This is a genomic window from Pseudomonas sp. S2_A05 (assembly GCF_054668485.1).
On sequence record NZ_CP162775.1, the window covers coordinates 2,472,405 to 2,499,400 of the forward strand.

Consider the following 26,996-nt stretch of genomic DNA (forward strand, 5'->3'; position numbering starts at 1 on the left):
GCGACTTTGCGCAGGTGGCTTACACTTAATCCACCAGCTTATCCCGAGGGTTGATTCATGACCGAGTTGGCGCGTTTGAAGTTTTATGCCACTCAGCCCCACTCTTGCAGTTATCTGCCCGAGGAGCAGGCCACGACGCTGTTTCTCGACCCGAGTCAGCCCATGGATGTGCATGTCTACGCAGACCTGTCGGAAATGGGCTTTCGTCGCAGCGGCGATCATTTGTACCGGCCGCATTGCCAGAATTGCAATGCGTGCGTGCCTGCGCGCATTCCCTCCGCACAATTCATCACTAATCGCCAGCAAAAGCGCATCTACAAACGCAACGCGGATTTGCAGGTGCAGCCGGTCAAACCGCACTTCAGCGAAGAATATTTCGACCTGTACCAGCGCTACATAGAACAGCGCCATGCCGACGGCGACATGTACCCGCCAAGCCGCGATCAGTTCTCGACGTTCCTGGTGCGTGACCTGCCCTTCTCGCGCTTCTACGAGTTTCGACTCGACGGACGGTTGCTCGCGGTGGCGGTGACCGATCTGCTGCCCAACGGTTTGTCAGCGGTGTACACCTTCTACGAACCGAACGAAGAACGCCGCAGCCTCGGCCGTTACGCAATCCTCTGGCAAATCGCCGAGAGCCAGCGTCTGGGCCTTGAGGCCGTGTACCTGGGTTACTGGATCAAGAACTGCAAAAAGATGAACTACAAGACGCAATATCGGCCCATCGAATTGCTGATCAATCAGCGCTGGGTCATCCTGAACTGAACCTGCGGCCTAAACCCCTTGGCGTAAACACCATTTTTCGGGCACAATGCACGCCGCTTTTGCCTGGCGCAGTTGCACCGGGCCATTCATTGGATACCGAGGGCTTTACTGCATGTCGAAAGAAGACAGCTTCGAAATGGAAGGCACTGTCGTCGACACCCTGCCCAACACCATGTTTCGTGTGGAGTTGGAAAATGGGCACGTCGTAACCGCGCATATTTCCGGCAAGATGCGCAAGAACTACATTCGTATTCTTACCGGTGACAAAGTGCGCGTCGAGCTGACGCCCTATGACTTGAGCAAAGGGCGGATCACTTACCGCGCTCGTTAATCAAGTCAATACAGAACGCCCGGGTTATGCCGGGCGTTTTTGTGTCTGCGTTTTGAGGTTTGGAGGCTGGGGACTTAATCGTTGCTGCGGGTGTTGCCGCTGGCGGTTTCGCTCTACAGCAAGCAGATCAAAAGATCGCAGCCTTCGGCAGCTCCGGTTGGATCGCGTGAATTCGATAGAAACGGGTTGACCTGCAGGCCGACTTCGCGAGCAGGCTCGCTCCCACAGAAAAGCAAAGGCAAAGGCAAAGGCAAAGGCAAAGGCAAAGGCAAAAGATCGCAGCCTCCGGCAGCTCCTTGTATCTCGACTAACGCTCCGTCAGGAGCGATAGTTCTCGACTGATCATCGAGGGAGGGACTTGGAAGCCGCGCAGCTCCTTAGGCTTTTTGCCTGTGACGTAGATCGTGCTCCAGCCCTCCACACTCACTCGTACAGTTCGCACGGTATCTTGGGCCCGCCTGCGGCGAGAGCCCGCATTCGCAAGGTTGGACAGAGTGACGTGATGATCGCAACAGGGAACAAGTGGAGAAACGATCATGTCCGGTTTCGTTGGCGTCGACATCGCAAAGAACACCTTTGATATCGCTACACACCAGCCCAACGGCAAGCACAAAACCAAGGCCAAGCTGGCCAACGATCCAAAGGGCTTTAAAGAGTTTGAGGCGTGGCTAGAAAAAAACGCCGAGCGTTCGGCCCTGATCGTGATGGAAGCCACCAGCGTCTACCACTTGGAACTCGCGGAATTCGTTTACAACAAAGGCTTCCGGGTCTGCGTCGTGAACCCGGCTACGACCAAAGCGTACGCTGACAGCGAACTGCGCCGCATCAAGACTGATAAAAGCGATGCCAAACTGATCGCCGACTTTGCCCGGGAAAAGGATCAAAAACTTCACCCATGGGCGCCTGAGCCGCTGAAATACCGCCAGTTAAAAGCAATGGTGCGCCGCCTGGATGACCTTCAGGAAATGGAACAAATGGAGCTTAATCGTCTGGACGTTTCCGACGAAAAGGTCAAAGACTCGATCAACTCCGTTCTGCGCCATATCGAAAAAGAGATCGTAGAAACGCATAAGGCGATCAAAAAACACATCGATGACGACCCGGATATGCGTCAGATGCGGGATCTCATCGTAACCATCGACGGCATCGGACAAAAAACGCTTGAACGATTGCTCGCCGAACTGGGTGACTTGCGCAAATACAGTGATCCTCGCCAACTGGTCGCTGCTGCAGGGCTCAATCCAAAGCTGCAGGAATCAGGAAAGCTCAAAGGTCACACCCTGATCTCAAGAGTAGGGTCAGCACGGCTGCGTGCAGGCCTTTACATGCCTGGCATGGTGGCGCTGAAACACAATAAGGCGATCAAGGCGATGAAAGAACGCCTGGAAGCCAATGGCAAGGCCCCCAAGCAGATCATCTGCGCAGCAATGCGCAAGCTGCTGCACTTCGTTTACGGAGTGCTCAAGTCAGGACTGCCATATGACCCGAAACTTGCGCTTGCCCGGTGAGGCTCAAGACGGTATCTACACAATGAGCTTTAGCTCGAGTACCGCTTTTGATCTTGATTCACCGGCGACGTCGGAAGGCTGAGTGGAGGGATTGATCCGGGGGTGGGAGCGCAGCGACCGTCTGGCGCAGCCAGACACAGCGGAAGGAGGTGCAGCGAAGCAAACCGGAGCCGCTGCGCCCGGATCGATCCCGGAGCGAAGGAACCCGAGCCTGCGAGGGCCGAACGCAGGAGCAAGCGTTTTTTTGCTTACTTTTTTTAGGCGTTTGTAAAAAAAGTGAGTCGCCGTAAGGGCGAAACCCTAAGCAGCCGTAACCGCAGCAACGGATATACACCCAAAACTATCAAACAACGAGCAACAAAAAGGCGCCCGAAGGCGCCCTCTTGATATACGACCGTCAGGCCATCTCAGCCGTGGTTTCGAAGTCGAACGTCAACTCCCCATCCTTGATGTCGATGTGCACCACACCGCCATGCTCGGCCAGCTCGCCAAACAGAATCTCCTCCGCCAGCGGACGCTTGATCTTGTCCTGGATCAGACGCGCCATCGGACGTGCGCCCATCGCCGAGTCATAACCACCCGCCGCCAGCCAGCTGCGTGCCGCATCAGTAACCTCAAGCAACACACGCTTGTCTTCCAGCTGCGCCTGAAGCTCGGTGAGGAACTTGTCCACCACACTTTTGATGACCTCATGACTGAGGCGACCAAACTGGATAATGGTGTCCAGACGGTTACGGAATTCCGGCGTGAAGCTCTTCTTGATCACTTCCATCGCATCGGACGAGTGGTCCTGATGGGTGAAACCGATCGAAGCCCGCGCGGCCGTCTCGGCACCGGCGTTGGTGGTCATGATCACGATCACATTGCGGAAGTCCGCCTTGCGCCCGTTGTTGTCGGTCAGCGTGCCGTGGTCCATGACCTGCAACAACAGGTTGAAGACTTCCGGATGCGCCTTCTCGATTTCATCGAGCAGCAATACGCAATGTGGCTGCTTGGTGATCGCTTCGGTCAGCAGACCGCCCTGATCGAAACCGACATAGCCTGGAGGCGCACCGATCAGACGCGATACGGTGTGACGCTCCATGTACTCGGACATGTCGAAGCGCACCAGCTCGATGCCCAGCGCCTTGGCCAGTTGTCGCGCGGCCTCGGTTTTACCGACACCGGTAGGCCCGGCAAACAGGAACGAACCGACCGGCTTGTCCGGCGATTTGAGCCCGGCACGGGACAATTTGATCGCAGTGGACAGCGAATCGATCGCCGCGTCCTGACCAAACACCGTCAGCTTCAGGTCACGCTCCAGGTTACGCAGCAGCTCTTTGTCGGAACTGGTGACATGCTTCGGCGGAATCCGCGCGATTTTCGCGACGATGTCCTCGACCTGCGGCACTTCGATACGCTTAACGCGCATCTCCACCGGTTGCAGACGCTGGTAGGCGCCCGCCTCATCGATCACGTCGATGGCCTTGTCTGGCATGTGCCGGTCATTGATGTAGCGCGACGCCAGTTCGGCAGCGGCACGCAACGACTCATCGCTGTATTCGATATTGTGATGCTGCTCGAAACGCCCTTTCAGGCCACGCAGGATACCGATGGTGTCTTCCACCGACGGCTCGACGACATCGACCTTCTGGAATCGACGTGCCAAGGCACGGTCCTTCTCGAAGATGCCGCGAAACTCCTGGAATGTGGTCGAACCGATGCACCGAATGTCGCCAGACGACAGCAGCGGCTTGAGCAGATTGGACGCATCCATCACGCCACCGGACGCAGCACCCGCACCGATGATGGTGTGGATCTCGTCGATGAACAGGATCGCCTGCGGACGTTTCTTCAGTTCATTGAGCAGCGCCTTGAAGCGCTTCTCGAAATCACCGCGATACTTGGTACCCGCGAGCAGAGCGCCGAGGTCGAGCGAATAAACAACCGCATTGGCCAGCAGATCCGGCACCTGATTGTCGACGATGCGCTTGGCCAGGCCCTCGGCAATCGCGGTTTTACCCACGCCTGCCTCACCCACCAGCAGCGGATTGTTCTTGCGCCGGCGCGCAAGAATCTGCGCGACACGCTCGACTTCCGACTCACGACCAACCAACGGATCAATGCGACCCTGGCGCGCGAGTTCGTTGAGGTTGCTGGCATAAGCATCCAGGGGATTGCCTGAAGAAGAAGACTCACCGCCCTCGTCGTCCTGCATATCTTGTTCACCTTCAGAGTGATCGCCGTGCCCCGGTACTTTCGAAATGCCGTGGGCGATGTAGTTGACGACATCGATGCGCGCCACGCTCTGCTGTTTCAGCAGGAACACGGCCTGACTCTCTTGCTCACTGAAGATGGCGACCAGCACGTTGGCGCCGGTCACTTCGCGCTTGCCCGAGCTCTGTACGTGAAAAACAGCACGCTGCAGGACACGCTGGAAGCCCAGGGTTGGCTGGGTTTCGCGATCCTCGTCATGGACGGGGATCAATGGCGTGGTGGAGTCGATGAACTCCTGCAGATCATGCTTGAGTTTGTCGAGGTTTGCGCCGCAGGCACGCAAAACGGTGGCGGCAGCCTCATTATCCAATAGGGCCAGCAGGAGATGTTCGACGGTCATGAACTCATGACGCTTCGAACGAGCCTCCTTGAAGGCAAGATTGAGGGTGACTTCGAGCTCGCGGTTTAACATAGCTTCACCTCATACCCAAGTGGTCGGCGATTAACCGTCCTTCTCGATTTCACAGAGTAGCGGATGCTGGCTTTCCCTGGCGTACTGGTTGACCTGCATGGCCTTTGTCTCGGCGATGTCGCGGGTAAACACTCCACATACTGCCCGTCCTTCTGTATGGACGGCCAGCATGACCTTGGTCGCCAGCTCGCGATTCAGGTTAAAAAACACCTCGAGCACTTCGACGACGAAATCCATCGGTGTGTAGTCATCGTTGAACAAAACCACCTTGTACATCGGCGGCGCCTGTAACGCGGGCTTTGCTTCCTGAACAGCAACGCCTGCCGAATCGTCGTCGTGCTCCTGTGGAAGATCCTTTTGGAGAAGCGGGCGATCCTGATTGAATGTTAGTCGAATCTGGCTGATTGCATGCATGGAAAAAAAGGTTCGTCAGTTGTGCGAATACAGTGGTGGGGGCGGTTGCACACGTTTTCAACTACGACTGCCCGGTCACCTTGACTATCGGGAAAACGGTGTTACAACCAATAGAGCCCACAGTGGGTAAAAAAGATCCGCGGAGTCAATTCTTTTATCGAATTCGATTGCGGATGTCGTGGATGATACTCCAGCGATGGAGTCTGTTGCAGAGGGATTTGAGCATGGCTGTCGGCAAGGTGAAATGGTTCAACAATGCCAAGGGATTCGGCTTTATCAATACCGACGCCCGGGAAGGTCGCGATGAGGATGGCAAGGACATTGATTTCTTTGCCCACTACTCGGCCATTGAAATGGATGGGTACAAGACCCTGAAAGCAGGTCAGGCGGTGAACTTCGAGATCGTTCAAGGCCCTAAAGGCTTGCATGCCGTGAAGATAACTTCGGTCGAAGTCGCTTCGGCGCCGAGCTCGATTGCCACGGAAAAACAAACGGCAACCAGTTGAAGCCTCAAAACATTCGGTCATAAAAAAACCGCCTGACTCAACCCATCGAGTCAGGCGGTTTTTGCGTGCCTGCAACTTTTACATATGCGAAATCAGCGCATCTCCGAACCCGGAGGACGAAACCAGCTTCGCGCCATCCATCAAACGCTCGAAATCATAAGTAACAGTCTTCGCGCCGATCGCACCGTTGGTGCCCTTGATGATCAGGTCCGCCGCTTCAGTCCAGCCCATGTGACGCAACATCATCTCGGCCGAGAGAATCAGCGAGCCCGGGTTGACCTGATCCTTGCCGGCGTATTTCGGTGCGGTACCGTGGGTCGCCTCGAACATCGCTACGGTGTCGGACAGGTTGGCACCCGGCGCGATACCGATACCGCCCACTTCCGCCGCCAGGGCGTCAGACAGGTAGTCACCGTTGAGGTTAAGCGTAGCGATGACATCGTATTCGGCCGGGCGCAGCAGGATCTGCTGGAGCATGGCGTCGGCGATGGCGTCCTTGACCACAACGTTCTTGCCGGTTTTCGGGTTCTTGAACTGCATCCACGGACCGCCATCGAGCAGCGTCGCACCGAATTCTTCGGCCGCCACTTCGTAGGCCCATTCCTTGAAGGCACCTTCGGTGAACTTCATGATGTTGCCTTTGTGCACGATGGTCAGCGAGTCGCGGTCATTGTCGACCACGTATTGCAGAGCCTTGCGCGCCAGACGCCTGGTGCCTTCGCGGGAGACCGGCTTGACGCCGATGCCGCAGTTTTCGTCGAAACGGATCTTGGTGACGCCCATTTCTTCTTTAAGGAATTTGATGACCTTGGTTGCTTCCGGCGAACCGGCCTTCCATTCGATACCGGCGTAAATGTCTTCGGAGTTCTCGCGGAAGATGGTCATGTCGACATCGCCGGGCTTTTTCACCGGGCTCGGCACGCCTTCGAACCAGCGCACCGGGCGCAGGCAGACGTACAGGTCGAGTTGCTGACGCAGGGCCACGTTCAGCGAGCGGATACCGCCACCGACCGGAGTGGTCAGCGGGCCTTTGATGGAGACCACGTAATCCTTGACCGCGTCGAGGGTTTCCTGCGGCAGCCAGGTGTCCTGGTCATAAACCTGAGTGGCTTTCTCGCCGGCATAGACTTCCATCCAGGAAATCTTGCGCTTGCCGCCGTAGGCCTTTTCAACAGCAGCATCGACAACCTTGATCATCACCGGACTGATGTCGACACCAATACCGTCACCTTCGATGAAGGGGATGATCGGGTTATCAGGAACATTGAGAGAATGGTCTGCATTGACGGTGATTTTGTCGCCGACGGCTGGAACCTGAATCTTCTTGTAACCCATGCTGAACTCCATTGTTTGGATTGAACACCTGGCTTGCTTCGAGCGTAACCCAGTTGAATCAACACGCAAACCCTATGTTCCTGCGCCGCGCACATCTCGTTTCCTACAAGCCTGAAAGCAAAGGGAAAAGCGCCAAACTCCAGCATTCGTAACGAGTCTTTGCCCGGTCGCGCCCTGCGACCTTTAGACCAATGGACGAGAATCGTTGCATATGAACCATCGGCAGATTGCCAGCTACCTATGTATAATGCCGCCCGCTGACCACAGGGTCACGACGGCTGGCCTCTCTAGCACGAGACTTTCCGCCTGATTGGTCGGGTTGTTACCGCAGCCTGACTGCTTGACGCTCTACTGATGCACCCAACATCACCGCGAAGAATCTCGACATTCGGTTCATGGATGACTTTGAACGAACGCGCTTACCCGGCGCCCCTCGAGTTTCTGCGCACGCTTTAGCAAAGAAGAGAGAGTTAATCCGAATATGCCCACCCGCTCGAAGATCATCTATACCTTCACCGACGAAGCTCCTGCCCTCGCCACCTATTCCCTGCTGCCGATCATCGAGGCTTACACCGCCTCGGCCGATATCGCCGTGGAAACCCGCGATATCTCTCTTGCAGCGCGCATCCTGGCAAGCTTCCCCGAGCAACTGGGCGACAAAGCCGTAGCCGATCACCTCGCCGAACTGGGCGACCTGGCCGTTACGCCTGAAGCCAACATAATCAAGCTGCCGAACATCAGTGCTTCGGTGCCACAGCTGCAAGCCGCGATCAAAGAGCTGCAGGCGCAGGGCTACAACCTGCCGGACTACCCGGAAACCGTGACCAGCGACGCCGACAAAGACGCCAAGGCGCGTTACGACAAGGTCAAGGGCAGCGCCGTGAACCCGGTTCTGCGTGAAGGCAACTCCGACCGCCGCGCTCCGCTGTCGGTGAAGAACTACGCGCGCAAGCACCCGCACAAGATGGGCGCCTGGGCCAAGGACTCCAAGTCTCACGTCGCGCACATGAGCACCGGCGATTTCTACGGCAGCGAAAAAGCTGTCCTGATCGACGCCGCTGACGCCGTGAAGATCGAACTGATCGCCAAGGACGGTGCTGCCACCGTTCTGAAAGAAAAAACCACCGTTCAGGCTGGCGAGATCCTCGACTGCGCCGTGATGAGCAAAAACGCCTTGCGTGCGTTCATCGCTGCCGAGATCGAAAGCGCCAAGGCCCAGGGCGTGCTGCTCTCGGTTCACCTGAAAGCGACCATGATGAAGGTCTCCGACCCGATCATGTTCGGCCAGATCGTTGCCGAGTTCTATAAAGACGCACTGACCAAGCACGCTGACGTGCTGAACCAGATCGGCTTCAATCTGAACAACGGCATCGGCGATCTGTACGCGCGCATCAAGGCCCTGCCGGCCGAGCAGCAAGCGCAGATCGAAGCCGATATCGCAGCGGTCTACGCCGTTCGTCCGTCGCTGGCGATGGTCAACTCCGACAAAGGCATCACCAACCTGCACGTGCCTAGCGACGTCATCGTCGACGCCTCGATGCCAGCGATGATCCGTGACTCCGGCAAGATGTGGGGCACCGACGGTCAGCTGCACGACACCAAGGCTGTGATCCCGGATCGTTGCTACGCGACCATCTACCAGGCTGTGATCGAAGATTGCAAAGCTAATGGTGCTTTCGACCCGACCACCATGGGCAGCGTGCCGAACGTCGGTTTGATGGCGAAGAAAGCCGAAGAGTACGGTTCCCACGACAAGACCTTCCAGATCAAGGCTGACGGCGTTGTTCGCGTCACCGACAGCAAGGGCAAGCTGCTGATGGAACAGGCTGTCGAAGCCGGCGACATCTTCCGCATGTGCCAGACCAAAGACGCGCCGATCCAGGACTGGGTCAAACTGGCCGTCAACCGTGCTCGCGCGAGCAGCACGCCGGCGATCTTCTGGCTCGACCCGATGCGCGCTCACGATGGCGTGGTGATCGAGAAGGTTCAGGCCTACCTGAAGGACCACGACACCAGCGGTCTGGACATCCAGATCATGGCGCCGGTCGACGCGATGAAGTACACCCTGCAGCGCACCCGCGAAGGCAAGGACACCATTTCGGTGACCGGCAACGTACTGCGCGACTACCTGACCGACCTGTTCCCGATCATGGAACTGGGCACCAGCGCCAAGATGCTGTCGATCGTGCCGCTGATGAACGGCGGTGGTCTGTTCGAAACCGGCGCCGGCGGTTCGGCTCCGAAGCACGTGCAGCAACTGGTTGAAGAAAACTTCCTGCGCTGGGATTCGCTGGGTGAGTTCCTTGCCCTCGCCGCTTCCCTTGAGCACCTGGGCGTGAACTACAACAACCCGAAAGCACTGGTGCTGTCGAAAACCCTGGACCAGGCCACCGGCCAGTTCCTCGACAACAACAAGTCGCCATCGCGCAAGGTCGGCAACATCGACAACCGCGGCAGCCACTTCTATCTGGCGATGTACTGGGCTCAGGCCCTGGCTGCCCAGACCGAAGACGCTGCACTGCAAGCGCAGTTCGCGACTCTGGCCAAAACCCTGACCGAGAACGAGGCAACCATCGTTGCCGAGCTCAACGCCGTTCAGGGCAAGCCAGTCGACATCGGCGGTTACTACCACGCCGACGCCGAGCTGATCAGCAAGGCCATGCGTCCAAGCGCAACCTTCAACGCGGCGATTGCTGCGCTGGTTTAAGGCTGTAATGGGAACATCACAAACCCCGGCCTTGTGCCGGGGTTTGTGTTTCCGGGTTTTGTGATCACCACAAAACTTTGTGGGAGCTGGCTTGCCAGCGATGGCGGTTTATCATCCAGCATGGATGGTGACTGACCACCGCTATCGCTGGCAAGCCAGCTCCCACAGGGATTGGGGTTTAACCAATAGATTGAGGAAGGCTTTATGGAATGGCTCCCCCACATCACCGTCGCCACCATCGTCGAGGACAACGGCCGCTTCCTGATGGTCGAAGAGCACAAAGGCGGGCGCAATGTGCTCAACCAGCCCGCCGGCCATCTCGATCCGGATGAAACCCTGATCGACGCGGCGATTCGCGAAACCCTCGAAGAAACCGGTTGGGACGTCGAACCTACCGGCGTGATCGGCATTTATCTGTATACAGCGCCGAGCAACGGCGTGACTTACCAGCGCATATGCTTCAGCGCCAAAGCCGTGCAGCATCACCCGGATTTCCAGCTTGACGACGGAATTGTCGGCGCCAAGTGGCTGACCCGCGACGAATTAATCGCCCAGCGCGACAACTGGCGCAGTGAACTGATCATCCGTTGCATCGACGATTATCTGGCCGGTCATCACTTCAGCCTCGAACTGATCCGCCCTTCTCTTTAGCCTTGCGGCCGCGAGCCTGATAGAATCGCGCCCTTTTCCAAGACACTCATTGAATCCCTATGCGTGATCCAGCCCCTTCTGACACATCCAAGAAGCGCGTCATTGTCGGCATGTCCGGCGGCGTGGACTCTTCCGTTTCCGCCCTTCTGCTGATCGAGCAGGGTTATGAAGTGGAAGGCCTGTTCATGAAGAACTGGGAAGAAGACGACGGAACGGAATACTGCACCGCCATGGACGACCTGGCGGATGCTCAGGCTGTATGCGACAAGATCGGCATCAAGCTGCACACCGCCAACTTCGCAGCCGAATACTGGGACAACGTGTTCGAGCACTTCCTCGCCGAATACAAGGCCGGGCGTACGCCGAACCCGGACATCCTGTGCAACCGCGAGATCAAGTTCAAAGCGTTTCTCGACTACGCGATGATGCTCGGTGCCGACCTGATCGCCACCGGTCACTACGTGCGCCGCCGCGACATCGATGGCCGCACCGAACTGCTCAAGGGCCTCGATCCGAACAAGGATCAGAGCTACTTCCTGCACGCCGTTGGTGGCGAACAGATCGCCAAGACCCTGTTCCCGGTCGGCGAACTGGAAAAGCCTGAAGTGCGCGCGATTGCCGAGAAATACGAACTGGCCACCGCCAAGAAGAAGGATTCCACCGGAATCTGCTTCATCGGCGAGCGCCGTTTCAGCGATTTCCTCAAGCAATACCTGCCGGCACAACCGGGCGAGATCAAGACCACCGAAGGCGAAGTCATCGGCCGTCACCACGGCTTGATGTACCACACGATCGGCCAGCGTCAGGGCCTCGGCATCGGCGGCTTGAAGGATGCCGGTGACGAGCCGTGGTACGTGCTGCGCAAGGATCTGCAGAGCAACGAGCTGATCGTCGGCCAGGGCAACAACCATCCGTGGCTGTTCTCCAGCGCCCTGCTCGCTTCGGAAATTTACTGGGTCAACCCGATCGACCTGAGCCAGCCGCTGCGCCTGACGGCGAAAGTGCGCTATCGCCAGAGCGATCAGGCCTGCACCCTGGAAAAAACCGCCAGCGGTTATCGCGCCGTGTTCGACGAACCGCAACGCGCGGTGACGCCGGGCCAATCGGTGGTGTTCTATGACGGTGAAATCTGCTTGGGTGGCGGCGTGATCGAAGTGGCCGAGCCGTGGAGCGGCCAGGCATGAGCCCGACTCAGGAGCAACTGACAGCGCTGGGCGGTGTGTTTCTCGCCGCCGTGCTGGTCGATCGCATCGCCAAGACCGGCCAGACCAACGAGGCCGGCCTGAGTTGCATGCTCGGCAGCCTGCTGGTCCGCGACCCGAAAGATACGCTGGACGTGTACGGCGGCGACGACATCAATCTGCGCGAGGGTTATCGCGCGCTGATTGGCGCCCTTGAGCGCGATCCGAGCACCTTGCAGCGCGAGCCGTTGCGCTACGCCCTGTCGATGCTCGGTCTGGAGCGGCAATTGGCCAAGCGTGACGACATGCTTGAGACGATTGCCAAACGCCTGCCGCAGATCCAGTCGCAGGTGGAGCATTTTGGCCCGGCCCACGAAAACGTCGTGGCCGCTTGCGGTGCGTTGTACCAGGACACTTTGAGCACTCTGCGCCAGCGCATTCAGGTGCACGGCGACATGCGCAACCTGCAACAGCCGAGCAATGCCTCGAAGATCCGCGCCCTGCTCCTCGCCGGTATCCGCTCGGCGCGCCTGTGGCGGCAGCTCGGTGGTCATCGCTGGCAGTTGGTGATCAGCCGCCGCAAGTTGCTTAAAGAGCTTTATCCGTTGATGCGCAGCGAGTAAACGCCGCGTCACGAAGGCTTTGTAGTCTGTAACGCGTAATACGCCGGTCAGTTGGCGACGGACCGGCGGATTTTTTCATGTATGATACGCGCCCCATTTCGTTGCCCGACTGTCCGAGAACACCCCATGCAGCTCTCTTCGCTCACTGCGGTTTCCCCTGTTGACGGCCGCTACGCCGGCAAAACCCAGGCCCTGCGCCCGATTTTCAGCGAGTACGGCCTGATCCGTGCCCGCGCTCTGGTTGAAGTGCGCTGGCTCCAGCGCCTGGCCGCCCATGCTGGCATCCCTGAAGTGCCAGCCTTCTCCGCCGAGGCCAACGCCGTTCTCAATGAACTGGCTGAAAACTTCTCGCTGGAGCACGCCGAGCGCGTCAAAGAGATCGAGCGCACCACCAACCACGACGTCAAAGCCATCGAATACCTGCTCAAAGAGCAGGCGGCCAAGCTGCCGGAGCTGGCCAAGGTCAGCGAATTCATCCACTTTGCCTGCACCAGCGAAGACATCAACAACCTGTCCCACGCCCTGATGCTGCGCGAAGGTCGTGACGACGTGATGCTGCCGCTGATGCGCCAGACCGCCAACGCCATCCGCGAACTGGCCATCCGTTTCGCCGACGTGCCGATGCTGTCGCGCACCCACGGCCAGCCGGCTTCGCCGACTACTCTGGGTAAAGAACTGGCCAACGTGGTTTACCGTCTCGAGCGTCAGATCGCTCAAGTCGCTGCCGTGCCGCTGCTGGGCAAGATCAACGGCGCTGTCGGCAACTACAACGCACACCTCTCGGCCTACCCGCAGATCGACTGGGAAGCCAACGCCCGCGCCTTCATCGAAGACGAGCTGGGCCTGGGCTTCAACCCGTACACCACGCAGATCGAACCGCACGACTACATCGCCGAGCTGTTCGACGCTATCGCACGCTTCAACACCATCCTGATCGACTTCGACCGCGACATCTGGGGCTATATCTCCTTGGGTTATTTCAAGCAGCGCACCATCGCTGGTGAAATCGGTTCGTCGACCATGCCGCACAAGGTCAACCCGATCGACTTCGAAAACTCCGAAGGCAACCTGGGTATCGCCAACGCATTGTTCCAGCACCTGGCGAGCAAGCTGCCGATCTCCCGCTGGCAGCGCGACCTGACCGACTCCACCGTCCTGCGCAACCTCGGTGTCGGCTTCGCCCACAGCGTGATCGCTTACGAAGCCAGCCTCAAAGGCATCAGCAAACTCGAGCTCAACGAGCAGAAGATTGCCGCTGACCTCGATGCTTGCTGGGAAGTATTGGCTGAGCCGATCCAGACCGTGATGCGTCGCTACAACATCGAAAACCCGTACGAAAAGCTGAAAGAACTGACCCGCGGCAAGGGCATCAGCCCTGAAGCGTTGCAGACTTTCATCGATGGCCTGGACATGCCAGCCGAAGCCAAAGCCGAGCTCAAGCAACTGACGCCGGCCAACTACATCGGCAACGCAGTGGCACAAGCCAAACGCATCTGATCGACCGTTTGCTCCGTTTGAGACGCCCGGCCGCGCCGGGCGTTTTTATTCCCGTCTGAAAAGTGCTTTTTTTCAATAGGTTACATATGAATTCCGATATTCCTCTTCAACTTCTGGGCGGCCTCACAGCACGCGAATTCCTGCGTGACTACTGGCAGAAAAAACCGCTGCTGATTCGTCAGGCGATTCCTGACTTCGAAAGCCCGATCGACGCCGACGAACTGGCCGGCCTGGCCCTGGAAGAAGAAGTCGAATCGCGCCTGGTGATCGAACATGGCGAGCGTCCATGGGAACTGCGTCGCGGCCCGTTCGCCGAAGACGAGTTCAGCAAATTGCCAGAAAAAGAGTGGACACTGCTGGTGCAAGCGGTTGATCAGTTCGTGCCGGAAGTCAGCGAACTGCTGGAAAACTTCCGCTTCCTGCCGAGCTGGCGCGTCGATGACGTGATGATCAGCTTTGCCGCACCGGGTGGCAGCGTCGGCCCGCATTTCGACAACTACGATGTGTTCCTGCTGCAGGGCCATGGCAAGCGCAACTGGAAAATCGGCCAGATGTGCGATTCCGAGAGCCCGCTCCTGCAGCACGCTGACCTGCGCATCCTCGCTGAATTCCACGAGACCGAAGAATGGGTGCTGGAGCCAGGCGACATGCTCTACCTGCCGCCGCGTCTGGCCCATTGCGGCGTCGCGGTCGACAACTGCATGACTTACTCGGTCGGTTTCCGCGCGCCGAGCGCTGCTGAAGTGCTGACCCACTTCACCGACTTCCTCAGCCAGTTCCTGACCGACGAAGAGCGCTACACCGATGCCGACGCCAAGCCGGCGGTCGATCCACATCAGATCCAACACGATGCACTGGATCGTCTGAAAAGCCTGCTCGCCGAACACATGAGCGATGAGCGCCTGCTGCTGACCTGGTTCGGCCAGTACATGACCGAGCCGCGCTACCCGGAACTGGTGGTCGGCCCGGAAGACGTCGAAGAAGAAGACTTCCTCGCCGCCCTGCAGGACGGCGCTGTGCTGATCCGCAACCCGAGTGCGCGCCTGGCCTGGTCGGAAGTCGACGACGATCTGCTGCTGTTCGCCAGCGGCCAGAGCCGTTACCTGCCGGGCAAGCTGCGCGAACTGTTGAAGCTGATCTGCGCCGCTGACGCCCTGCACGCCGACAACCTCGGCGAATGGCTGAGCGATGAAGACGGCCGCAGCCTGCTCTGCGAACTGGTCAAGCAAGGAAGCCTGGGGTTCGCCGATGAATAAAATTCGCGTTCGTGTCGCAGACTGGCAGAAGGATATCGCCGAGATCCGGCGCATTCGTGAAACGGTGTTCATCGCCGAACAATCGGTGCCACCCGAGCTTGAGTGGGACGCCGATGACGCGACCGCCGTGCATTTTCTGGCGTTCGAAGGCGACTTCCCGATCGGCACGGCGCGACTGCTGCCCGATGGGCATATCGGTCGTGTTTCGGTACTCAAAGACTGGCGCGGAATGAAGGTCGGTGACGCGCTGATGCAAGCGGTCATCGCCGAAGCCGAAGCGCGCGGCTTGAAGCAACAAAAGCTCAGCGCTCAGGTGCAGGCCACGGCGTTCTATGAGCGCCTGGGCTTCAGCCTGGTCAGCGAGGAGTTTCTCGAGGCCGGCATTCCGCATGTCGACATGGTTCGGCATTCGGCCTGATTCCGAGACCTCTAGATCCCCGTGGCGAGGGGATTTATCCCCGCTGGGCTGCGAAGCAGCCCCAAATCCAGAAAACTCGGTGAGTCAGTTAAATCGAGCGCGCTGGGTCGGCGACTGCTGTGCAGCCGAGCGGGGATAAATCCCCTCGCCACAATGGCCGCAAGCACACCACAAAATGCCCCGCCATTTTCGGATGCCGGGGCGTTTTGCTGTCTACGATTCAACTTGCCCCACCCCGGGCCGACAAACTGGCAATATCAAGCCTTTCGAACGCGGAGATAACGGACATGTCCCTACGCACCCTGCTCACCACCCTGCTGCTCGGCTGCAGTTTTTCGGTGCTGGCAGCCACAGAAATCGTCCCCCTCAAATACCACACCAGCGCTGACATGTTGCCAGTGGCGCAGGATTTCATCGGCCAGGAAGGTCAGGTCAGCGCTTACGGCAATCAGCTGATCGTCAAAGCCGAGCCGGGCAAGATACAGGAACTGAAAGATCTGCTGGCGCAACTCGATACCGCACCGAAGCGCTTGCTGATCACCGTCGACACCAACGAAAACAATGGCCGTGGCGACGAAGGTTATTCGGTCAACGGCGCCCAGCCGAACCAGACCCGGATCATCAGCCGCAGCACCACCAGCCGCAATGGCGGAGTTCAGCAAGTGCAGACCAGTGAAGGCACTCCGGCGCTGATTCAGGTTGGCCAGAGCGTGCCGATCACCAACACCCAGAGCGATTCCTACGGCGGTTACAGCAGCGAGACCCAATACCGCAACGTCACCCAGGGTTTCTACGTCACCGCCAGCGTCACCGGCGAGACCGTTCATCTGGCGATCAGTACCAACCGTGACCGCATGAGCCAGGAACGTCCCGATGTAGTGAACGTGCAAAGCACCGACACAACGGTCACCGGACGCCTCGGCGAATGGATCACCCTGGCGGGCGTCAACAGCCAGACTCAGGCCGACAAACAGGGGCTGACCCGCAGCTACTCGACTCAAGGCCGGGATGACATGACCTTGCGGGTGAAAGTCGACACACTGGACTAAAGCACCGAAAACTGACTGATTAGTCGTATTAGACGAAAGATGTAGTGCCTTAAAACAAGCACTACAAAACGTTTGACGAGGCCAAAAAGCGAAGGCATGATGGCCTCGCTCCCGCTAATCAGAGGCCCTGGCAAGGGCCTTTCGAAGCGCCGTTCGCACCTATCCCGCGAACCGTTTCGTGTCTGTACCGCCCACAAGGTGTGTTTGACGAGGTTGCCGACTGGAACGAAGTTGTCCCGAGGGACGGAAGCGTATTTAGGTAACCCGGCTTCACGCTGCAGAACGTATAAAGGCCCACGACGCCGGAATGCGCCCGCACCGCGCCACTACCTGCTCACTTCCCCTCGAGCCCATCGTTCATCCCGTCGCCTACCCCGCCGAATCCGACTTGACCACCTAAGCTTCTGGTCAGCGAGCGCAGGAATTTTCCACCGCAGAACAACTTTTCATAAAAGACGCGACGAGGTTTATCTCCATGGCACTGACACGCGAACAGCAAATTGCAGCCCTCGAAAAAGACTGGGCCGAGAACCCGCGCTGGAAAGGCGTGACTCGCACTTACTCCGCTGCTGACGTGGTCCGCCTGCGTGGCTCGGTTCAGCCTGAGCACACCTTCGCGAAGATGGGCGCCGAGAAGCTGTGGAACCTGGTCACCCAGGGTGCCAAGCCGTCCTTCCGTCCAGAGAAAGATTTCGTCAACTGCATGGGCGCCCTGACCGGCGGCCAGGCTGTTCAGCAGGTCAAGGCCGGTATCCAGGCGATCTACCTGTCCGGCTGGCAGGTGGCTGCGGACAACAACTCCGCCGAATCGATGTACCCGGATCAGTCGCTGTACCCGGTTGACTCGGTACCGACCGTGGTCAAGCGCATCAACAACTCGTTCCGTCGCGCTGACCAGATCCAGTGGAAAGCCGGCAAGAATCCGGGCGATGAAGGCTACATCGACTACTTCGCGCCAATCGTGGCCGACGCTGAAGCCGGCTTCGGCGGCGTACTCAACGCCTACGAGCTGATGAAGAGCATGATCGAAGCAGGCGCCGCCGGCGTTCACTTCGAAGACCAACTGGCTTCGGTGAAGAAGTGCGGCCACATGGGCGGCAAGGTTCTGGTGCCAACCCAGGAAGCCGTGCAGAAGCTGACCGCTGCCCGTTTGGCCGCTGACGTCGCTGGCACGCCGACCATCATTCTGGCCCGCACCGACGCCAACGCGGCTGACCTGCTGACTTCCGACTGCGACCCGTACGATCAGCCATTCGTGACCGGCGAGCGTACTCAGGAAGGTTTCTACAAGGTACGTGCCGGCCTGGATCAAGCGATCGCCCGTGGCCTGGCTTACGCTCCGTACGCCGACCTGATCTGGTGCGAAACCGCCAAGCCGGATCTGGAAGAAGCCCGTCGCTTCGCTGAAGCAATCAAGAAGGAATACCCGGACCAGCTGCTGTCGTACAACTGCTCGCCTTCCTTCAACTGGAAGAAGAACCTGGACGACGCGACCATCGCCAAGTTCCAGCGCGAACTGTCCGCCATGGGCTACAAGCACCAGTTCATCACCCTGGCCGGCATTCACAACATGTGGCACAGCATGTTCAACCTGGCGCACGACTACGCCCGCAACGACATGACCGCCTACGTGAAGCTGCAAGAGCAGGAATTCGCTGACGCCGCCAAGGGTTACACCTTCGTTGCGCACCAGCAGGAAGTGGGTACTGGCTACTTCGACGACATGACCACCGTGATCCAGGGCGGCTCGTCCTCGGTGACCGCGCTGACCGGTTCGACCGAAGAAGAACAGTTCCACTGATTCGGCTTCACCTGAGCAAACGGCCTTTGCGGATCGAATAAAAAGCTAACCGCAAAGCCGCAAGACTGACGCCCCGACTGGATCGGGGCGTTTTTTTGCCTGTTGGAATCTCAAAGCCCCCATAAATTTCCTGTGGGAGCGAGCCTGCTCGCGAAGGCGATAAGTCAGCTTGCACATCTGGAGGCTGATCCACCGCTTTCGCGAGCAGGCGCGCTCCCACAGGGCTACCGTCAGCCGAGAGATGGAACATTGATCTGAAGCGGTACAAGCGTCAGAAATTTCCGCTAAAACGGTAGGCTTCGCTACTTGCAGTAACGCGCAAGTAAGACAACTTCCCAGCCACTCACTCGTTAAACAGTTACAAAACCACGCCAAACGATATCAATTATCATTTAGCCGCAACTATGTTCGTTACAAACCCTACAAAACATAATTGACGGAAACCCGGCTAATGCCCGCAACGCATGGGCCGCAGCGCCTTCAGGAGGCGCTATGTCCTTAATCCGGTAAATAATTTCGCCTTTGGAATTTTACTTGCCGGGTGTTTAGCCATAAAATCAGCCCGATTGATTGCTGCGACATATCGTCACTGCCTTATTTCTTTATCAAGCTCAGAGACCTTTGCTCTCTGTTAAGGATTACCAGCATGCCCGAAGCGACAGGACTCATGGCCCACAACTGGGGCTTTGCCATTTTCCTTCTGGGTGTCGTCGGCCTGTGTGCCTTCATGCTTGGCGTCTCCAGCCTCCTCGGGTCAAAAGCCTGGGGTCGCAGCAAAAACGAACCGTTCGAGTCGGGCATGCTACCTACCGGTGGCGCCCGCTTGCGGCTCTCAGCCAAATTCTATCTGGTCGCGATGCTCTTCGTGATCTTCGATATCGAAGCCCTCTTTCTCTTTGCATGGTCTGTGTCCGTCCGCGAAAGCGGCTGGACCGGATTCGTCGAAGCTCTCGTTTTCATAGCAATTCTGTTGGCAGGTCTTGTCTACCTGTTCCGAGTGGGCGCCCTTGACTGGGCTCCGGAAGCTCGTCGCAAGCGGCAGGCGAAGCTGAAACAATGAGGCTTTGGCAATGCAATACAATCTCACCAGGATCGACCCCGATGCTCCTAACGAGCAGTATCCGATTGGCCAGCGGGAAACCGTTGCCGATCCGTTAGAAGATCAAGTCCACAAAAACATTTTCATGGGCAAGCTGGAAGACGTGCTGAGTGGCGCGGTCAACTGGGGACGTAAGAACTCCCTGTGGCCGTACAACTTCGGCCTGTCGTGCTGCTACGTGGAAATGACCACCGCCTTCACGGCGCCCCACGACATCGCGCGCTTTGGCGCCGAAGTCATCCGGGCCTCGCCGCGTCAGGCCGACTTCATGGTTATCGCCGGTACCTGCTTCATCAAGATGGCGCCGATCATTCAGCGTCTCTACGAGCAAATGCTCGAACCGAAATGGGTTATCTCCATGGGTTCGTGCGCCAACTCCGGCGGCATGTACGACATCTACTCCGTGGTTCAAGGGGTGGACAAGTTCTTGCCCGTGGACGTCTACGTACCTGGCTGCCCGCCCCGTCCGGAAGCATTTCTGCAAGGCTTGATGCTGTTGCAGGAATCGATTGGACAGGAGCGTCGTCCGCTTTCCTGGGTCGTTGGTGATCAAGGCGTGTATCGCGCCGACATGCCATCGCAGAAGGAACAGCGCCGCGAACAGCGAATCGCAGTCACCAATCTGCGCAGCCCTGACGAAGTCTGATCCAGTTCTGTTCCAAGTAACGAGAAGCTGGCTTCATTCTTTACGTTGACCGAAAGCGAAAAAATAACCATGACTACAGGCAGTGCTCTGTACATCCCGCCTTACAAGGCAGACGACCAGGATGTGGTCGTCGAACTGAACAACCGTTTTGGCGCCGAAGCGTTCACCGCGCAGGCAACCCGCACCGGCATGCCGGTGCTGTGGGTGGCCCGTGCCAGACTGGTTGAAGTCCTGACTTTCCTGCGCAACCTGCCCAAGCCGTACGTCATGCTCTATGACCTGCACGGCGTGGACGAGCGTCTGCGCACCAAGCGTCAAGGGCTGCCGACCGGCGCCGATTTCACCGTGTTCTATCACCTCATGTCGCTGGAGCGTAATAGTGACGTGATGATCAAGGTGGCCTTGTCCGAAGGCGACCTCAGCATGCCTTCCGTCACCAGCATCTGGCCCAACGCCAACTGGTACGAGCGCGAAGTCTGGGACATGTTCGGCATCGACTTCAAAGGCCACCCGCACCTGTCGCGCATCATGATGCCGCCAACCTGGGAAGGTCACCCGCTGCGCAAGGACTTCCCGGCGCGCGCCACCGAATTCGATCCGTTCAGCCTCAACCTCGCCAAGCAGCAGCTTGAGGAAGAAGCCGCGCGTTTCCGTCCGGAAGACTGGGGCATGAAGCGTTCCGGAGCCAACGAGGACTACATGTTCCTCAACCTCGGCCCGAACCACCCTTCGGCGCACGGTGCGTTCCGCATCATCCTGCAGCTGGACGGTGAAGAGATCGTCGACTGCGTCCCGGACATCGGATACCACCACCGTGGCGCCGAGAAGATGGGCGAGCGTCAGTCCTGGCACAGCTACATTCCGTACACCGACCGTATCGACTACCTCGGCGGCGTGATGAACAACCTGCCGTACGTGCTCTCGGTCGAGAAGCTCGCCGGCATCAAGGTGCCGCAGAAGGTCGATGTCATCCGCATCATGATGGCCGAATTCTTCCGGATCACCAGCCACCTGCTGTTCCTCGGTACCTACATCCGAGGACGTCGGCGCCATGACCCCGGTGTTCTTCACTTTCACCGACCGCCAGAAGGCGTACACGGTGATCGAGGCGATCACCGGTTTCCGTCTGCACCCGGCCTGGTACCGCATCGGTGGCGTCGCCCACGACCTGCCGCGCGGCTGGGAAAAACTGGTCAAGGATTTCGTCGAGTGGATGCCCAAGCGTCTGGACGAATACACCAAGGCCGCCCTGCAGAACAGCATCCTCAAGGGGCGTACTGTCGGCGTCGCTGCCTACAACACCAAAGAGGCCCCGGAATGGGGCGTCACCGGTGCCGGCCTGCGTTCGACCGGTTGCGATTTCGACCTGCGCAAAGCGCGTCCGTACTCGGGCTACGAGAACTTCGAATTCGAAGTGCCACTGGCCGTCAACGGCGATGCCTATGACCGCTGCATGGTCCGCGTCGAAGAGATGCGCCAGAGCATCAAGATCATCGATCAATGCATGCGCAACATGCCGGAAGGCCCGTACAAGGCGGATCACCCGCTGACCACGCCGCCGCCGAAAGAGCGCACGCTGCAGCACATCGAAACCCTGATCACGCACTTCCTGCAGGTTTCGTGGGGCCCGGTCATGCCGGCCAACGAATCCTTCCAGATGATCGAAGCGACCAAGGGCATCAACAGTTATTACCTGACGAGCGACGGCGGCACCATGAGCTACCGTACCCGGATCCGTACTCCGAGCTTCCCGCACCTGCAACAGATCCCTTCGGTGATCAAAGGCAGCATGGTCGCGGACTTGATTGCGTACCTGGGTAGTATCGACTTCGTTATGGCCGACGTGGACCGCTAAGCATGAACAGCACGCTTATCCAGACAGACCGTTTCACCTTGAGTGAAACCGAGCGCTCGGCCATCGAGCACGAGCTGCATCACTACGAAGACCCGCGCGCGGCGTCGATCGAAGCCCTGAAGATCGTTCAGAAGGAACGCGGCTGGGTGCCGGATGGCGCCTTGTACGCGATCGGCGAGATCCTCGGCATCCCGGCCAGCGACGTTGAAGGCGTGGCGACGTTCTACAGCCAGATCTTCCGTCAGCCGGTCGGCCGCCACATCATTCGCGTCTGCGACAGCATGGTCTGCTACATCGGCGGCCACGAGTCGGTGGTCAGCGAAATCCAGAACAATCTGGGCATCGGCCTGGGTCAGACCACCGCCGACGGTCGTTTCACCCTGCTGCCTGTTTGCTGCCTCGGCAACTGCGACAAGGCACCGGCGCTGATGATCGACGACGACACCTTTGGCGACGTGCAGCCTGCTGGCGTGGCCAAACTGCTCGAGGGCTACGTATGACCCTGACATCTTTGGTCCAGCCAACCGCATCCAACGCTCGGCCGAGACGCACCCGCTGACCTGGCGTCTGCGCGATGACGGCGAAGCCGTGTGGCTTGACGAGTACCAGGCCAAGAACGGTTACGCCGCTGCGCGCAAAGCCTTCGCCGAGATGGATCAGGACGCCATCGTCCAGACCGTCAAAGACGCTGGCCTCAAAGGCCGCGGCGGTGCCGGCTTCCCCACTGGTGTGAAGTGGGGCCTGATGCCCAAGGACGAATCCATCAACATCCGCTACCTGCTGTGCAACGCGGATGAAATGGAGCCGAACACCTGGAAAGACCGCATGCTGATGGAGCAACTGCCCCATCTGCTGATCGAAGGCATGCTGATCAGTGCCCGTGCGCTGAAAACCTACCGTGGCTACATCTTCCTGCGCGGCGAATACACCACCGCCGCCAAGCACCTCAACCGCGCCGTGGAAGAAGCCAAGGCGGCCGGCCTGCTGGGCAAGAACATTCTCGGTTCGGGTTTCGATTTCGAGCTGTTCGTCCACACCGGCGCCGGGCGTTACATCTGCGGTGAAGAAACCGCACTGATCAACTCCCTCGAAGGCCGCCGCGCCAACCCGCGCTCCAAGCCGCCCTTCCCTGCCGCCGTCGGCGTGTGGGGCAAGCCGACCTGCGTGAACAACGTCGAAACCCTGTGCAACGTGCCGGCGATCATTGCCGACGGCGTTGACTGGTACAAATCGTTGGCCCGCGAAGGCTCCGAAGACATGGGCACCAAACTCATGGGCTTCTCCGGCAAGGTCAAGAACCCGGGCCTGTGGGAACTGCCATTCGGCGTCACCGGTCGTGAACTGTTCGAAGATTACGCCGGCGGCATGCGCGACGGCTTCAAGCTCAAGGCCTGGCAACCAGGGGGTGCCGGTACCGGTTTCCTCCTGCCCGAGCACCTCGACGCACAAATGTATGCCGGCGGTATCGCCAAGGTCGGCACCCGGATGGGTACCGGTCTGGCGATGGCGGTGGACGACAGCGTCAACATGGTCTCGCTGCTGCGCAACATGGAGCAGTTCTTCGCTCGCGAATCCTGCGGTTTCTGCACCCCGTGCCGCGATGGTCTGCCATGGAGCGTCAAGCTGCTGATGGCCATCGAACAGGGCAAGGGCCAGCCAGGCGACATCGAGACCCTGCTGGGTCTGGTCGGTTTCCTCGGCCCGGGCAAGACCTTCTGTGCTCACGCACCGGGTGCCGTGGAGCCGCTGGGCAGCGCCATCAAATACTTCCGTCCAGAGTTCGAAGCCGGTATCGCGCCTGTCAGCGCCGCCGTCCCGCCTCTGGCAAGGCCGATCGTAGTCGGCGCGTAAACGCTTAAAAAGGCGAAGGGTCCGTGCCCTTCGCCTTTCGTCCGATGACGCCCTCCGGGGCTGTTTGGATTCGGACGCATAACAAGATTCCATTAGCCACGCCCGCTGACACCGGGCCAACGAAGACCTTTGAACCATGGCCACTATCCACGTAGACGGCAAAGCGCTCGAAGTCGACGGGGCAGACAACCTGTTACAGGCATGTCTGTCGCTGGGCCTCGACATTCCATATTTCTGCTGGCATCCCGCGCTTGGTAGCGTCGGGGCCTGCCGCCAGTGCGCGGTCAAGCAGTACACCGACGAGAACGACACCCGTGGTCGCATCGTCATGTCCTGCATGACCCTGCCACCGACAACACCTGGATCTCCATCGACGATGAAGAATCCAAGGCGTTCCGCGCCAGCGTTGTCGAATGGCTGATGACCAACCACCCGCACGACTGCCCGGTGTGCGAGGAAGGCGGTCACTGCCACCTGCAAGACATGACAGTGATGACCGGCCACAACGAGCGCCGTTATCGCTTCAGCAAACGCACCCACCAGAACCAGCAACTCGGCCCGTTCATTTCCCACGAAATGAACCGCTGCATCGCCTGCTACCGCTGTGTGCGTTTCTACAAGGACTACGCCGGCGGTACCGACCTCGGTGTATTCGGCGCCCACGACAACGTGTACTTCGGTCGCGTTGAAGACGGCACCCTCGAGAGCGAGTTCTCCGGCAACCTCACCGAGGTCTGCCCGACCGGCGTGTTCACCGACAAGACCCACTCCGAGCGCTACAACCGCAAGTGGGACATGCAGTTCGCCCCGAGCATCTGCCATGGCTGCTCGAGCGGTTGCAACATTTCCCCGGGCGAGCGTTACGGTGAACTGCGTCGCATCGAAAACCGTTTCAACGGTTCGGTGAACCAGTATTTCCTCTGCGACCGTGGCCGTTTCGGTTATGGCTACGTGAACCGCACTGACCGTCCACGTCAGCCGCTGCTGGCCGATGGCACCAAGCTCAGCCTCGACGCTGCGCTGGACAAAGCCGCCGACCTGCTGCGCGGACGCAACATCGTCGGCATCGGTTCGCCGCGCGCCAGTCTTGAAAGCAACTACGCGTTGCGCGAACTGGTCGGTGCCGAGCACTTCTATTCGGGTATCGAAGCCTCCGAGCTGGAGCGCATTCGTCTGGTCCTGCAGGTGCTGAACGACAGCCCGCTGCCAGTGCCGAACATGCGCGACATCGAAGACCACGACGCGATCTTCGTCCTCGGTGAAGACCTGACCCAGACCGCTGCACGTATGGCGCTGGCTCTGCGTCAGTCGGTCAAGGGCAAGGCTGAAGACATGGCTGAAGCCATGCGCGTCCAGCCTTGGCTCGACGCGGCGGTGAAGAACATCGGCCAGCACGCGCTGAACCCGCTGTTCATCGCCAGCCTCGCCGAAACCAAACTCGACGACGTTGCCGAAGAATGCGTACACGCCGCTCCCGACGATCTGGCGCGCATCGGTTTCGCCGTGGCTCACGCGCTGGATGCCAGCGCGCCGGCCGTTGAAGGTCTGGACACCGAAGCCCTGGAACTGGCGCAGCGCATCGCCGATGCCCTGCTCGCCGCCAAGCGCCCGCTGATCATCGCCGGTACTTCGCTGGGCTCCAAAGCCTTGATCGAAGCTGCCGCGAACATCGCCAAAGCCCTGAAGCTGCGCGAGAAGAACGGTTCGATCAGCCTGATCGTGCCGGAGGCCAACAGCCTCGGTCTGGCCATGCTCGGTGGCGAGTCGGTCGACGACGCGCTGCAAGCGGTCATCGATGGCAAGGCCGACGCGATCGTCGTGCTGGAAAACGATCTGTACACCCGCACTGCCAACGCCAAGGTCGATGCTGCGCTGAACGCCGCCAAAGTAGTGATCGTCGCTGACCATCAGAAAACCGCCACCACTGGTCGCGCGCACCTGGTTCTGCCAGCGGCGAGCTTCGCCGAGGGCGACGGTACGCTGGTCAGCCAGGAAGGTCGCGCCCAGCGCTTCTTCCAGGTTTTCGATCCGCAATACCTGGACGCGAGCATCCTGGTGCACGAAGGCTGGCGCTGGCTGCACGCCCTGCGCTCGACCCTGCTGAACCAGCCGGTCGACTGGACGCAACTCGACCACGTCACCGCTGCCGTTGCCTCGAGCACCGCGCAACTGGCGCGCATCGTTGATGCTGCACCGTCGGCTGCTTTCCGCATCAAGGGTCTGAAACTGGCCCGTGAGCCGCTGCGTTACTCCGGTCGCACCGCAATGCGCGCCGACATCAGCGTTCACGAACCACGCACTCCGCAAGACCAGGACACCGCGTTCGCCTTCTCCATGGAAGGTTACTCGGGCTCCGCCGAACCGCGTCAGCAGGTGCCATTCGCCTGGTCGCCGGGCTGGAACTCGCCACAAGCGTGGAACAAGTTCCAGGACGAAGTCGGTGGTCATCTGCGCGCTGGCGACCCGGGCACACGCCTGATCGAAAGCACTGGCGACTCGCTGAACTGGTTCGCTGCTGCTCCGCGCGCATTCAATCCGGCGCCGGGCACCTGGCAGGCCGTGCCGTTCTACCACCTGTTCGGCAGCGAAGAAAATTCTTCGAAAGCCGCGCCGGTGCGAGAGCGCATTCCGGCTCCGTACGTGGCTCTGGCGAAATCCGAAGCGGATCGCCTCGGCGTCAACGACGGTGCCCTGCTGAGCCTGAACGTGGCCGGCCAGACATTGCGTCTGCCGCTGCGCATCAATGAAGAACTGGGCGCCGGTCTGGTGGCATTGCCTGCGGGCATCGCCGGCATTCCACCGGCATTCGCCGGCGTATCCGTCGACGGTCTGCAG

At 59.3% G+C, this 26,996-nt stretch carries 19 protein-coding genes and 3 pseudogenes; 19 read left to right on the forward strand and 3 right to left on the reverse strand.

What is annotated here, in order from left to right; genetic code table 11:
* Positions 1-57: 57 nt before the first annotated feature.
* The 3 genes from AB4O12_RS11310 (at position 58) to AB4O12_RS11320 (ending at position 2,604) form a co-directional block, all read left to right on the forward strand.
* The gene (locus AB4O12_RS11310) at positions 58-765 is read left to right on the forward strand and encodes an arginyltransferase (protein WP_041477071.1); all 708 of its coding nucleotides are present in this window, start codon (positions 58-60) and stop codon (positions 763-765) included.
* 112 nt (positions 766-877) lie between these two features.
* A complete protein-coding gene (gene infA / locus AB4O12_RS11315; protein WP_002553999.1) occupies positions 878-1,096 on the forward strand; it encodes a translation initiation factor IF-1 in 219 nt (72 codons plus the stop codon).
* Positions 1,097-1,632: 536 nt separating this feature from the next.
* Positions 1,633-2,604, forward strand: a complete 972-nt coding sequence (locus AB4O12_RS11320) for an IS110 family RNA-guided transposase (RefSeq protein WP_056786210.1) — start codon at positions 1,633-1,635, stop codon at positions 2,602-2,604.
* Positions 2,605-3,001: 397 nt separating this feature from the next.
* Here the strand turns inward: AB4O12_RS11320 and clpA are convergent, their stop codons facing one another.
* Positions 3,002-5,272, reverse strand: coding sequence for an ATP-dependent Clp protease ATP-binding subunit ClpA (gene clpA, locus AB4O12_RS11325; RefSeq protein ID WP_016775266.1), 2,271 nt, complete (start codon positions 5,270-5,272; stop codon positions 3,002-3,004).
* A gap of 30 nt (positions 5,273-5,302) precedes the next feature.
* Positions 5,303-5,686 carry an ATP-dependent Clp protease adapter ClpS gene (clpS, locus tag AB4O12_RS11330; RefSeq protein ID WP_011334948.1) on the reverse strand — a complete coding sequence of 128 codons (384 nt, stop codon included), beginning with the start codon at positions 5,684-5,686 and terminating at the stop codon, positions 5,303-5,305.
* A gap of 224 nt (positions 5,687-5,910) precedes the next feature.
* On the opposite strand from clpS, the gene AB4O12_RS11335 reads away from it, so the two are divergent.
* Complete coding sequence (locus AB4O12_RS11335; RefSeq protein WP_095182061.1) at positions 5,911-6,192, forward strand: cold shock domain-containing protein; 282 nt, start codon at positions 5,911-5,913, stop codon at positions 6,190-6,192.
* 78 nt (positions 6,193-6,270) lie between these two features.
* Here AB4O12_RS11335 and icd read toward each other — a convergent pair whose 3' ends face one another.
* A complete protein-coding gene (gene icd, locus AB4O12_RS11340; protein ID WP_056788899.1) occupies positions 6,271-7,527 on the reverse strand; it encodes an NADP-dependent isocitrate dehydrogenase in 1,257 nt (418 codons plus the stop codon).
* 481 nt (positions 7,528-8,008) lie between these two features.
* On the opposite strand from icd, the gene AB4O12_RS11345 reads away from it, so the two are divergent.
* The 15 genes and pseudogenes from AB4O12_RS11345 to nuoG all read left to right on the forward strand — a co-directional run.
* Entirely contained in the window at positions 8,009-10,234 is a 2,226-nt protein-coding gene (locus AB4O12_RS11345) for an NADP-dependent isocitrate dehydrogenase (RefSeq protein WP_071172899.1), read from the forward strand.
* A 204-nt stretch (positions 10,235-10,438) separates the two neighbouring features.
* Positions 10,439-10,885: an NUDIX hydrolase gene (locus AB4O12_RS11350; protein WP_252867866.1), complete on the forward strand. Its 447-nt coding sequence runs from the start codon at positions 10,439-10,441 to the stop codon at positions 10,883-10,885.
* Between the two features lie 59 nt (positions 10,886-10,944).
* Positions 10,945-12,069: a tRNA 2-thiouridine(34) synthase MnmA gene (gene mnmA / locus AB4O12_RS11355; RefSeq protein ID WP_041477077.1), complete on the forward strand. Its 1,125-nt coding sequence runs from the start codon at positions 10,945-10,947 to the stop codon at positions 12,067-12,069.
* Positions 12,066-12,689 (forward strand): high frequency lysogenization protein HflD, encoded by a 624-nt coding sequence (hflD, locus tag AB4O12_RS11360; protein WP_039763308.1) that lies wholly within the window; start codon positions 12,066-12,068, stop codon positions 12,687-12,689. Before mnmA ends, hflD begins: the two co-directional genes overlap by 4 nt.
* Positions 12,690-12,815: 126 nt before the next feature.
* Positions 12,816-14,186, forward strand: a complete 1,371-nt coding sequence (gene purB / locus AB4O12_RS11365) for an adenylosuccinate lyase (RefSeq protein ID WP_460061963.1) — start codon at positions 12,816-12,818, stop codon at positions 14,184-14,186.
* An 86-nt stretch (positions 14,187-14,272) separates the two neighbouring features.
* Positions 14,273-15,442, forward strand: a complete 1,170-nt coding sequence (locus AB4O12_RS11370; RefSeq protein ID WP_016775274.1) for a ribosomal protein uL16 3-hydroxylase — start codon at positions 14,273-14,275, stop codon at positions 15,440-15,442.
* A complete protein-coding gene (locus AB4O12_RS11375; RefSeq protein WP_016775275.1) occupies positions 15,435-15,860 on the forward strand; it encodes a GNAT family N-acetyltransferase in 426 nt (141 codons plus the stop codon). Before AB4O12_RS11370 ends, AB4O12_RS11375 begins: the two co-directional genes overlap by 8 nt.
* A 287-nt stretch (positions 15,861-16,147) precedes the next feature.
* On the forward strand, positions 16,148-16,909 hold the full coding sequence (locus AB4O12_RS11380) for a secretin N-terminal domain-containing protein (protein ID WP_460061966.1): 762 nt from the start codon (positions 16,148-16,150) through the stop codon (positions 16,907-16,909).
* A 475-nt stretch (positions 16,910-17,384) separates the two neighbouring features.
* Entirely contained in the window at positions 17,385-18,710 is a 1,326-nt protein-coding gene (aceA, locus tag AB4O12_RS11385) for an isocitrate lyase (protein ID WP_003223815.1), read from the forward strand.
* 646 nt (positions 18,711-19,356) lie between these two features.
* A complete protein-coding gene (locus AB4O12_RS11390) occupies positions 19,357-19,770 on the forward strand; it encodes an NADH-quinone oxidoreductase subunit A (RefSeq protein ID WP_003223812.1) in 414 nt (137 codons plus the stop codon).
* A gap of 10 nt (positions 19,771-19,780) precedes the next feature.
* Positions 19,781-20,455: a NuoB/complex I 20 kDa subunit family protein gene (locus AB4O12_RS11395; RefSeq protein WP_016775278.1), complete on the forward strand. Its 675-nt coding sequence runs from the start codon at positions 19,781-19,783 to the stop codon at positions 20,453-20,455.
* Between the two features lie 69 nt (positions 20,456-20,524).
* Positions 20,525-22,310: pseudogene (nuoC, locus tag AB4O12_RS11400) on the forward strand (NADH-quinone oxidoreductase subunit C/D).
* Between the two features lie 2 nt (positions 22,311-22,312).
* Positions 22,313-22,810 (forward strand): NADH-quinone oxidoreductase subunit NuoE, encoded by a 498-nt coding sequence (gene nuoE / locus AB4O12_RS11405; protein ID WP_003223804.1) that lies wholly within the window; start codon positions 22,313-22,315, stop codon positions 22,808-22,810.
* Positions 22,807-24,161, forward strand: a pseudogene (nuoF, locus tag AB4O12_RS11410) (NADH-quinone oxidoreductase subunit NuoF). Before nuoE ends, nuoF begins: the two are co-directional and overlap by 4 nt.
* Positions 24,162-24,297: 136 nt before the next feature.
* A pseudogene (gene nuoG, locus AB4O12_RS11415) lies at positions 24,298-26,996 on the forward strand (NADH-quinone oxidoreductase subunit NuoG); the annotation flags it as partial.